The sequence below is a fragment of the Okeania sp. genome, from assembly GCF_983059655.1.
In genome coordinates this window covers 14,176-25,885 of record NZ_CEZPJD010000023.1, presented here as the reverse complement: position 1 = coordinate 25,885, position 11,710 = coordinate 14,176, and the positions used below count along the sequence as shown (strand labels likewise).

Below are 11,710 nucleotides of genomic sequence, written 5' to 3'. Positions count from 1 at the left end.
TAATGAATAATGAATAATGAATAATGAATAATGAATAATTACCTCTCCTTGAAAAAAGAGGATTGACTAATAATGAAAATTTTTCTTTATTATCCCCTTAAAAGGGGAGGCTTTAAACCACAATTTTTCGGTAATAATTACCGAAGAATACGGGTTTATCATAATCAAGTTCTTTAGATAGATAAATTACTAAAATATTGTGAGTCAAAACCGGTATTTCAAGGAAAAAGAATAGCGATTGTGGATTGTATAAAATAGGAGATAATAAGTTATTAAATGCTGATGTTAATGGAGCGTTTAATTTTATTAGAAAAGTAATTCCCAATGTTTTTGGGGCATACATAAAGGGTTTGCAGTTTAACTCTGTAATGCTTGATCCACTACGAATGACTAGACTTTTAAATCCTTGAATAAGTTTGAATAAGTTTAGTTGAACAGTAGGTCTTCAATTCAATATTTTAGATAACAAAATTTTAGTTATCTATCAAACTTGCCTCCTTTCTTTGAATAATTTTTGATTAGATGCAGAAATGAGATCAATTTCTCCTTCATCTTTTTAATTTAATTAACCAACTATCAGCTCTGAGCTTATCAAGTATTACTTTTCTGAGTATTTAATTATCAGAAAAAATTCCTGCTGTATGTAAATAAAAATGTACAACTCTCGGAAGGATCAAAAATTCTTGTCAAATTATCAATTATTAGTAAGCATTTCCTCCGTAATAATGCACAAACAGCCGTCAGCGATCAGTTATTGCTTTTAGTCTAGGATAAAAGCTTTATTAATTCTCTTATTAAATAAAGTTGGCTTCCTTGCTCTTAAAGTCTATTTTAATTTATACACTGTCTTTAAGGAGAGAGTCTTGTTGCTGAAGTCCGCAGTTCCTCCGCAGGAGGCTAGCTGACAGATACATCGCTGAATGCTTACAATTATTGACAGCTATTTTCCTAGAATTATAGGAAAATCATCAATACTAAAATTCTGTTTACAAATAACGAAAAATAACAAAAAAAATTATATGAATATTGCAGTTGTAGGACTTAGTCACAAAACAGCTCCCGTTGAAATTCGAGAAAAGCTAAGTATTCCAGAAACACAAATAGAAAATTCCATTACTCAATTATGTGGTGGAACTTATACTCAAGAAGTTGGCATTCTTAGTACCTGTAATCGTTTAGAAATTTATGTAGTTACTAATGAAATGCAGCCTGGTATTCGGGAAGTAATTCAGTTTCTTTCTGATTCTAGTAAAATACCTTTAAATTTACTGCGTCCTCACCTATTCATGTTGCTCCATGAAGATTCTATTATGCACCTAATGAGAGTGGCGGCTGGATTAGATAGTTTGGTATTAGGAGAAGGACAAATTTTAGCTCAGGTTAAACAAACTCATAAACTCGGACAACAATATAAAGGTATTGGGCGTATTCTTAATCGTTTATTTAAGCAAGCTGTAACTGCTGGAAAAAGGGTGAGGACGGAAACAAGTATTGGTACTGGTGCTGTTTCTATTAGTTCGGCAGCGGTGGAATTAGCTCAGATGAAATTAGAGGATTTATCTAATTACCGAGTTGCTATTGTTGGTGCTGGTAAAATGTCAAAGTTACTTGTGCAACATTTATTAGCTAAAGGTGCAAATAAAATATCAATTATTAATCGTTCTATCGGACGTGCTCAGGATTTAGCAAATAGTTTTAAGGATGCAGATATAAAAGTTTATTCTATGTCAGAAATAGGTCAGATTATTGCTAATTCTGACTTGGTATTTACTAGCACTGGTGCAACTCAACCAATTTTAGATAAAGCCAAATTAGAAGCAATCTTAGCTCCTAATCAACCCTTGATGTTAGTGGATATTTCTGTTCCTCGTAATATTGCTACGAATGTGAGTGATTTGCCAAATGTTTGTTGTTTTAATGTGGATGATTTGAAGGCGGTTGTTGCCCAAAATCAAGAAAGTCGTCGGCAGATCGCTATGGAAGCTGAGGTTTTATTGGAGGAAGAGGTAGAAGCTTTTGATGTTTGGTGGAGAAGTTTAGAGACGGTTCCGACTATTAATTCTTTACGACAAAAAATAGAGACTATTAGGGAACAGGAATTAGAAAAAGCTTTATCTCGTTTAGGTTCAGAATTTGCGGAAAAACATCAAGAGGTAATTGAGGCTTTGACTAGGGGTATTGTGAATAAGATTTTGCATGACCCGATGGTTCAGTTACGGGCACAACAGGATATTGAGGCGAGGCGTCATGCAATGGATACTTTAAAACTTTTGTTTAATTTAGAACAAGAAATTAATTCTGGGAAAGTTGTTTAGTTACTTGGTGGGTTTGTTAGGTAGGGTGTGCGTGGCATACTCTATCTTTAATCTTTCCGGTCTTTTTATGTTGAAAAAAAATCATGTGCAGGGGCAAAATACACCTACCATATTTACTTTATCATCTTTTTCTTTCTTTACAATCTTTAATCTCTTTACTGATTTTTTTGTGCTTAACAAAATGAAAATACTCATCTTTTATCTCAACTCTTGGATGACTATCTATGGTCACCCCGTGAGCCTGCCTAGTCATGATGCGATCGCTCCTTATAAATATTTAGCAGGTTGAATAAAAAGTCATGCGTAGGGGCAAACAACGCCTATTATATTTATCTTATCATTTTTTCTTTTCCTGCAATTCTTATCCTCTTCCTGTTTTTTGTGGTGCTTCTGAGGATGAAGATTCTAGTGTTCTTCATATTTCCTGTTAGGTGTAGGTGACAAATGTGGGAAAATCTAATGAAATACCATATCTAGTTAAATACTTATAAGTCAATTTATGCCATATCTCAAAAGAGAAGATTTAACAGCATCAGGAAAAAAGTGGAACGATAAAATAAGAAAAGAAAATCGCCAGCTATCTATCATATTTAGGAGGAGAAATAAAATTTCAGTCAGAAGAAGATTTAGAGGATTATATAGAAGATAATTTCGAGGAAATATTTCCCGATTTATGTTTAGTTAAGCGACAATATACTATTGACAGACAGCGATGTGATTTATTATGTAAAACTAAATTAGAAAAGCAACCTGTGATAATTGAGTTAAAAAATGAAGAAGATAGGGGTTTAATATCTCAACTGACTCGGTATAGGAAAGCTTTAATAATAAATAAGCCTTTTGCAGAACAAATAGATTATTCATTATCTGTAAATTTGGTGGGAATAGCTCCAACTTTTCACGAAGACAATTATACAGATCGAGAAGCTTCTAAATTTGAGGATAATTTTTATTTGTGGCAGTTTAGTATTGAAAACCAGGAAACAAAAGGAAAGTTTAAACTGTGCGGTAAAACTTATGATCTGAATTACCCAATATTTGGTTTGCCAGGAGAAATATTAAACACTGAACTTAACTATGGTAACTTACCTGCTTTTATAGGAAACTTTGTTTCTAGATTAGACCAACCATTTCGTCAAAGTTTTGAAAAGCTCAGGTTAAAATTTTTATCCCAACCAAAAGTCAAAGAAATGGTGAGTGGCAGCTACAGAAAAATATTATATGGTACAGGGGATGGCAAAACTAATAAAAAACTTGCAGAAATAACGAATACTGGTAATGGGGTTAATTTATTTCTGTGGTTACCAACAGCAGTACGAACTAATATTAGAGTACCAGTTACAAGATTTGGATTTGTTTTGGCTGCAAATGAAATACTATTATCTGATGATTCTAAAGTTGAATGGATAGTTTGTACAAAAGGTACAGTTGATTTGAAATATAAAGAACTATCATTTAATAAAAATAGAATGGCAAAATGGTGTGAACCTAATCAATATTTAAATTTTGCTTCCATAGGTTCATATAATACATTTTCCTTATTAACCTATCTGTTAATAGGTGTGACACCAGATGCTATGAGTGATGAAGATAGAGCTTGGTGGAATTCGTATAAAAATAAAACCCCTAACAATTTAGGTTGGTATGTAGATTTAGCTGTTAAAACTTGGAATTACGGAATTAAGTAAATTCGCTAATTAATCTTAAAAATAGTAAGTAATATGAGAAGTATAATTTACACATTCTTATTCTTATAAAGAAGTTTATGCCATATTTAAAAGCCAAACATTTAACTGAAGCTGAGAAAAAGCGGGATGAGAAGGTAGCAAAGTCTACTCGTAATTTAGTCTTGATCAATGACAAAATTAAATTTCAGTCAGAAGAAGATTTAGAAAATTATATAGAGGAAAATTTTAACCAAATTTTCCCAGGCTTAGTTTTGATTAAGCGTCAGCATACTATTAATACGCAAAGATGTGATTTACTATGCTCTATTAAATCAGTTAAGGAACCTGTGATAATTGAGTTAAAAAATGAAGAGGATAGGGGTTTAATCTCTCAGCTTACTCGGTATAGGAAAGCTTTACTGATAGAAAAGCCTTTTGCAGAACAAATAGATTATTCGTTACCTGTGAAATTAATAGCGATCGCTCCTACTTTCCATGAGGATAATTATACAGATAAAGAAGCTTCTAAATTTGAGAATGATTTTTGTTTGTGGGAGTTTTCAATTGATATTGAACAGAGTAGAGATGTTGCTCAATTTAATCTTTCAGGAAAAACTTATGATATTCCTTATCCTATATTTGGCTTCCCAGGAAAAATTTTAAACTCTGAATCTTATAGTAAAAGTTTAACTAGCTTTGCTTTTGAATTTTATTTGAGACTAGATAAAAAATACGAGAAAGATTTTCAAGCTTTACGAAATCAATTAATTGGTCAACCAAAAATTAAAGAGATGGTTAGCACTAGCTATAAAAAAGTATTGTATGGAACAGGTGAAGGAAAAAATCATAAAAAGTTAGCAGAAATAACAAATACTCCTGGAAAAAATGTATGTTTATTTCTGTGGTTACCGACATCTGTAGATACAAAGTCAGATAGACCAGTAGAAAGATTTGGATTTGTTTTAAAAGATGCTAGTAATCCTTTATCTAATGATTCTATTGTTGAGTGGTTAGTATCAACTAAAGGAACTATTAATAATAAAAATACACCTGATATTAATTCAGAAGTAGCTGCTTATGGTAGAGATGGTAAATTAAAGTGGAGTAGAGCGAATTTATATTTAGGTAACGTGACTTTTCGTTACACTCAAGACTTAGCTAAATTAGAGGAGTGGAAAAGAGTAGCCCAAACATCTAATAAAAAGTCTAAAAAAGTATTAAACCAGATCGTTAATTCATATCAAAATAATCCGACATTCTGGTTACTAATGTATGTTTTAAAAGGTGTGACATCAGAAACTATTACTGATGAAGATAGAGCTTGGTGGGAGTCATATAAAACACAAACTCCTACACATTTGGGTTGGTATGTTGATTTGGCTATCAAAACTTGGAATTATCAGATAAATCAGAAAACCATTTTTCAGAAAAAAAATAGCCAGTAAAATCACACTCTTTTTGCTCAAAAAATTTATGTTATGTATGACAACTAAAGATTTAAAAATATTCTCCAAAAGAGACAGATGACGGGATGATGTAATATAGCAAAATTTACCCGCAATTTAGTTTGTATTCAAGATTAATCAAAAATCACCTAATTTAGTAATTTGAGAAAAAAGATATTAGTTGATGATGCAGAAAATTTGACAGCTTAAACAGAAATGCTAATTAATTCCTCAATATTTTTCTTATTAATTTTCCACATCTCCTCTTCTTCCCAAACCCATCTACTATCAACTCGCTCCACTGTGCCATCAAGATTAAACACTGTGGCCGTTGCCAAAGTTTCAATCCACACAGTGGCTCCACAACTATGAGGTTTTTCTGGTCGATAAACAATCCGACAAGGACCGTGAATCTCCACTTCGTGACCTTTACCTAAAATCTCAGAGCCACGTTGGGCAGAAAGTACATACTCATATTTAGCTTGAGGATCGACCTTTTTGAGCTTTCGATTTTTCTCTATGTTAGGCCGATTAAAATGAAGAGTATTTTTACCACAGTGGCGCAGAGGCAACCAATTGGGTTTAGGGCCACGTTTTCTACCAGAGACTCTTGGTTTTCCTTTGTACAGAGGAATTCCCCAAGTTCGACCATTTATTTTCCGAGCGCCTTGAATCCGACCTTCCTTGAGTAAAACTCGGACTCGTTGAGCAGAAATACTTAATAGAGAAGCTGCTTCAGTAGTGCCAACAAACATAAGATTTAATTATATATTTTACTATTGCGTATAGCAGAATAATACTAAATAATACAAAAGTTACAAAATTATACATTTGGGTGCCTCAGATAAAAATGTTTTTGTTAATCTGGGATTTTCTGAAAAAAACAGAGTGTGCAGAAAGGAGTAAGATAAAAGATTCCCAACAAGATTTTTCTGCCGTTGTGTGTCTGCCCAAAATCTAACTTTTTGCAGTTTTAGCAACCGAAAAGCTTTCAGTTCTTAAAATGCAAAAAAAAGCTAAAGCTTTTGTATATCAGTCTTTTGATAATTTATCACCCAGCCCTGGAGGGATAACCAACTACCTGTCACTCCTGCTTGACAATAGTTTTAGGCGATATTCTTCTGAAAGATGCGCTTCTCCAGTTAGCCTTGTAGTTCAGAAGATTAACAACAAAATATTCAGGCGACTATATCGTTAGTCAGTATCTTAACAGCCTATTCTAATCATTAATTTTTTCCGGAGAGAGATTTGCTGAAAAGCTTATCCCAACGAAAAGTTTTTACCTGATTTGTTACTCCTTTTTTGTTGTAGCCAGTAAATCCAGGTAGACAATCCAACGTATTTCTTGTACAGCATACATTGTGCTGTTTTGTCAAAGGGGAAGTTCCGGTATACTATTTAATTTAATAGCCTACGGCTCAAAATTAAAAATTAGCTAGATTTTTAATTAAATATGTGTTGATTTTCACAATAAAAAATAACAATGGAACAAATTAATTATCAACAATTAAAAGCACAAATAACTACAATTTTAAAGATAAATCCCGATATAAAAGTTTATGGTTTAGATGAGCAAGTAGAAAAACACGACAGTGAAAGCATTGATAAAAATCTTTTTCTGATCAATGTTTAAGAGCTTATTATTGGGCAATAAATTATCTCAGTCAATGTAGATATACTAAAGAAATCTCATTTAGAAGCGCAATAAACGTTTTACAGTTAAGTCAAGATATTAGTAACTGGAGTAGTGCAGAAATACCTGAAGGTGTGGTAATAGTAGCCTTGAAGAAGTTAAATAAAAAATTCTACAAATATCAAGGTGATGTAGTTACTAATGTAGCTATGAAACAAAAACTCTACGAGTTCAAAAAATCAAACCCTGAGTTTTACTGGAAATCAAACATTGTGAAATACTCCTCACTTAAAGACGAAATGGAGTTAGTTTTAAAAGAACATCAAGGGTTATGCACTAATGGAATGTGGGCTAGTCTTGAGTATAGGGATAGGGAAAGCCTTTGTGAGCCTATTGGTTTAAAACAATACTAACTGTATCTCTTCTTTTTTGTTTTTGCTATTTTGCAGCTTCATCTGCCTCTTTATCCAAAATATTTACTAAAATTTCTTTTTTCAAGCTGCCTATTGATAGAGCATAATTCAAACTTTTGTTTGGTTCATATATTCCTAATAGACATCTCCTATAATAAAAAATAAAATCAACTATCGCACATAAATTATCAATTATTTTCCCCTACTCCCTCTTTTCTGGAGATGTCTAATATATTTATTTGTTCTAATTAATCGCTTAACTTTGATATTAAATAGCAAGCTTTTTTTTGCTAAAATTATAGCAATTGTGATTCTCAATCTTCTTTCTGTCCAACAATTGAAATATAAGGTTCAATGAAATACTTACTAGCAACTTCTTGTGCCTCAGCAGCTGTTACCATTGTCAGATTTTCTTGAAATTTGGCATCAAATTCCATACCCAAACCTAAAATTTCATACCATCCTAAAATTTGAGCAATTTGTGAGTTTGTTTGTTTACCTAAAGCATATTGACCTAATAATTTGTTTTTGGAGACTTGTAACTCTTCTGAATTAAGTTGGTTATTCACTAAGCGCTCCACTTCTTCTCTTAATCCTGCTTTAGCGATCGCTGTATTTTCTGTAGCGGTTCCTATATAAACTGTAAAGTTGGAGATATCTATACGGGTAGGATAAAAGGCAGATACATCATAAGCTAAACCTCGTTTTTCTCTCAGTTCAATAAATAAGCGACTTGATAAACCATTGCCCAAATAAGTATTAATTAGTTTGAGAGGAGCATAGTCAGAACTATTAACATTTGCGGCTAAATAACCAAGCATAATAATTGATTGTTGAGTTTCTTGGTATGTTGTTGCTTTTGATGGTTGGGGAGTTAGAGTTGGTAAGTTTAAGGTTATCGGGGGTGTTTCTGGTTGTTGCCAATCTCCTAATGTTTGTTCAACTAAATTAATTGCTTTGGTGTTGGTAATATTGCCTACTATAGATATGATTATATTATCTGGACGGAAGTGAGTTTGATGAAATTCTTGAAGATCGGCGCGGGTAATTTGAGAAACTGTTTTTTCTGTACCTAAAGTTGATAAAGCATAAGGATGATTTTGATACATCATTTCTCGTAATTGAGAGAATGCTACGGTAAAAGGTTGTTCTAGTTGAGAGCGAATACTTTGAATAGTAATTCGTTTTTCTAGTTCAATTTCTGTTTCTGGAAATGATGGATATCTAATTATTTCTCCTGATAATTGAAATATATCTGCAAAGTCTGTAGATACTGTTTTTATGCTCAGTAAGAAATAATCTGTGGTTGTATCTGTACCTAGTCTTGCTCCTACTGATTCAACTTTATGGGCAATATCTAGAGAGGATAATTTATCTGTTCCTTTGGTTAATACTGCTGCTAATAAGTGAGAGATTCCTGCCTGTTCTCTCGGTTCATAGCGACTACCTATTCGTAAGAATATTTTGGCTGAAATAATATCCGCTGTCTTATTTTCTGTTGTGATGACGACTATGCCATTATTCAGGACTTTTCTATCTATATTCTTTTTAATCATTAATTTTTTAATTTTCAATATTTAGAAATCTTATTTGAGTTGTGAGATATTGTAGATTTTTAGGCAATAGGCAATAGGGAATAGGGAACAGGGAATAGGAAACACAGAAGCAATAAAATTCTCACATCTGATTCGGTGATTGCTATTAGTCAGTAGTCAAGAGTTAGGTAAGATCCGAAGACCCTATTCATTTTTTTTGTGTTTTTACCATTAGACGTCTCTAATAATAGAAAATAAGATTAATTATCGCATATAAATGATCGATTCTTTCCTCCTACTCCCTACTCTCTCTTTTCTGGAGATGTTTATTGAGTTACACTTTGATTTTTCTGTAGTTTTTTGGGTACTCCTTGTCTATTCAAAATACACTGTTTATTTTACACAAATACTTGTTTTTTGAAACTGGTATATTGAACAATAACTTACACAAATGTTTTGCCATTGTTCATTTTAAGTATCATAGCTAATTTCACAAAGAGTTGGTAACTGATGAAGTTAAATAATAAGCTGAAATTACTTTAGAGTAGAGGTTTTAAGTTTGTCACGGAGTTGATTGAATATTTGCCAAAGAAGAAGTTGAAGCATAAGTATCAGAATGAGATTTTTTGTAATGAGGTAGCAATTTTGCCTTATTACATTGCAAATTTGAATATTGAATATACTTATCAGCAGAAAATGGGGAGTTATGAGGAGTTTAATAATATTTGTTTTGTTGATACTTTAGACCATAGTTCGTTTGAGTATAAGCAGTTAGATTTATTTGCGATGACTGTGGAGAATACTGAGAGGATTAAACGGCAAAATGATTGTGATATTTCTGTGATTATTGGTAATCCTCCTTATAATGCAAATCAAGCTAATGAAAATGATAATAATAAGAATCGCGCGTATCCAGGAATTGATAAACGAATTAAAGATACTTATGTTCAAGAAAGTAGAGCACAAAAGACAAAAGTTTATGATATGTATTCTCGTTTTTTTAGGTGGGCAACAGATAGATTAGATAAACAAGGAATAATTTGTTTTATAACTAACTCTTCATGTTTAGATGCTAGTTCTTTTGATGGGTTTAGAAAAGTGATAAGTGAAGAATTTTCTCATGCTTATTTTCTTGACTTGGGGGGTGATGTCAGAGCTATTTCAGGTAGAGATGGTATTTTTATCGGAGAAAAACATACTATATTTGGAAAATCTGCTATGACAGGAATCGCTATATCCTTTTTGGTTAAAGATAGTCAAGAACAAACAACAAGAAATAGAATATATTACAGTCATCCATTTAATGTTCACGAATTAAGAGAGAATAAGCTTAAATTTTTAGCTGCTACTAAATTTGCTAATATTTCGTTTGAACATATTACACCAGACAAAAATAATAACTGGATAAATCTCACAGAGAATGACTTTGATAGTTTACTACCTATAGCTGATAAAAATACTAAACTTGCTAAAAGTAAAGCAGACGAAACAGCAATATTTAAAATATTTACGTTAGGAATAGCAACAAATAGAGATGAATGGTTGTATGACTTCGACTCGCAGCAACTAGCAAAAAAAATCAAGTTTTTTTGTAACTTTTATGATCGTGAAAAAAACAGATGGCATCAGTCAAATAAGAAAAAACTAATTAATGACTTTGTTGATAGGAAAATTAAATGGACTGCTGAACTAGAAGAACACTTAATCAAAAATTCTGCCTTGGAGTACAATCCTAATTCTATAGTAAAGTCAACTTGGCGTCCGTTTACAAAAAAATACTTTTATTGTGCCAGAATTATTGTACATAGGCTATATCAACAGGAACAAATTTTTCCTATTGGCAAAGATAACACGGCAATTTGTTTAACAATTCACAAGCAAGTTCCCTTTGTTGTTCAAGCTGCAAATACTATCTGCGATGGTGGAATAGGTTCAAGAGGTTCTCAAATATTAACTCTCTACTACTACGACGAAAATGGAAACCGCCAAGAAAATATTACCGACTGGAGTCTCCAAAAATTCCAAATTCATTACAACAATAAAAAAATCAAAAAACTAGACATTTTCCACTACACCTACGCCGTCTTACATCACCCCATCTACCGACAAAAATATGAACAAAACCTCAAACGAGAATTTCCCCGCCTCCCCTTCTATGAAAATTTTCAACAGTGGGTAAAATGGGGCAAAAAATTAATCGACTTACACATCAACTATGAAACTATTAAACCTTATCCATTAACTCGCATCGACTTACCAACCACCGACAACCAACCCACTCCAAAACCAAAACTTAAAGCAGACAAAACCAAAGACAAAATATTAATAGATACCCTCACCACATTAGAAAAAATTCCCAAAATTGCCTGGGAATATCGCCTCGGAAACCGCAGTGCTTTGGAATGGGTATTAGACCAATACAAAGAAAAGAAACCCAGAGACAAAACCATCGCTGAAAAATTTAATACCTATAGTTTTGCCGACTATAAAGAAACAGTTATTGACTTACTACAAAAAGTTTGTACCGTTAGTGTCGAAACTATGAAAATTATTCAGAAAATGGAAACTACCGACAAATCATAATTTCGTATTGGGAAGAGAGAAATCATATTTGCATTTTCTGAAGCGCATAACAACCGGAGGGGAGATGAGTAATTTTCTGAATATTAGGAAAGAGAAATCATATTTGCATTTTCTGAAGC

General features: G+C 32.5%; 8 protein-coding genes. 6 read left to right on the top strand and 2 right to left on the bottom strand.

The genetic code is table 11. From position 1 onward, the window contains the following. The first annotated feature begins 1,019 nt into the window (after positions 1-1,019). The 3 genes from AC3DU7_RS03025 (at position 1,020) to AC3DU7_RS03015 (ending at position 5,427) form a co-directional block, all read left to right on the top strand. On the top strand, positions 1,020-2,315 hold the full coding sequence (locus AC3DU7_RS03025) for a glutamyl-tRNA reductase (protein WP_488037889.1): 1,296 nt from the start codon (positions 1,020-1,022) through the stop codon (positions 2,313-2,315). 752 nt (positions 2,316-3,067) lie between these two features. Further along, positions 3,068-4,003, top strand: coding sequence for a hypothetical protein (locus AC3DU7_RS03020; protein ID WP_488037888.1), 936 nt, complete (start codon positions 3,068-3,070; stop codon positions 4,001-4,003). 77 nt (positions 4,004-4,080) lie between these two features. After that, entirely contained in the window at positions 4,081-5,427 is a 1,347-nt protein-coding gene (locus AC3DU7_RS03015; RefSeq protein WP_488037887.1) for a PDDEXK family nuclease, read from the top strand. Between the two features lie 206 nt (positions 5,428-5,633). On the opposite strand, the gene AC3DU7_RS03010 is transcribed toward AC3DU7_RS03015, so the two are convergent. Further along, entirely contained in the window at positions 5,634-6,182 is a 549-nt protein-coding gene (locus AC3DU7_RS03010) for a DNA-binding protein (protein WP_488037886.1), read from the bottom strand. A gap of 728 nt (positions 6,183-6,910) precedes the next feature. Between AC3DU7_RS03010 and AC3DU7_RS03005 the strand changes: the two genes are divergently transcribed. After that, the gene (locus AC3DU7_RS03005) at positions 6,911-7,060 is read left to right on the top strand and encodes a hypothetical protein (protein WP_488037885.1); all 150 of its coding nucleotides are present in this window, start codon (positions 6,911-6,913) and stop codon (positions 7,058-7,060) included. A gap of 134 nt (positions 7,061-7,194) precedes the next feature. Further along, on the top strand, positions 7,195-7,473 hold the full coding sequence (locus AC3DU7_RS03000) for a hypothetical protein (protein ID WP_488037884.1): 279 nt from the start codon (positions 7,195-7,197) through the stop codon (positions 7,471-7,473). Between the two features lie 314 nt (positions 7,474-7,787). Here AC3DU7_RS03000 and AC3DU7_RS02995 read toward each other — a convergent pair whose 3' ends face one another. Next, positions 7,788-9,029: a M16 family metallopeptidase gene (locus tag AC3DU7_RS02995; RefSeq protein ID WP_488037883.1), complete on the bottom strand. Its 1,242-nt coding sequence runs from the start codon at positions 9,027-9,029 to the stop codon at positions 7,788-7,790. 624 nt (positions 9,030-9,653) lie between these two features. Here AC3DU7_RS02995 and AC3DU7_RS02990 point away from each other — a divergent pair. Then, positions 9,654-11,591 (top strand): type ISP restriction/modification enzyme, encoded by a 1,938-nt coding sequence (locus AC3DU7_RS02990; protein WP_488037882.1) that lies wholly within the window; start codon positions 9,654-9,656, stop codon positions 11,589-11,591. The last annotated feature ends 119 nt before the right edge of the window (positions 11,592-11,710 follow it).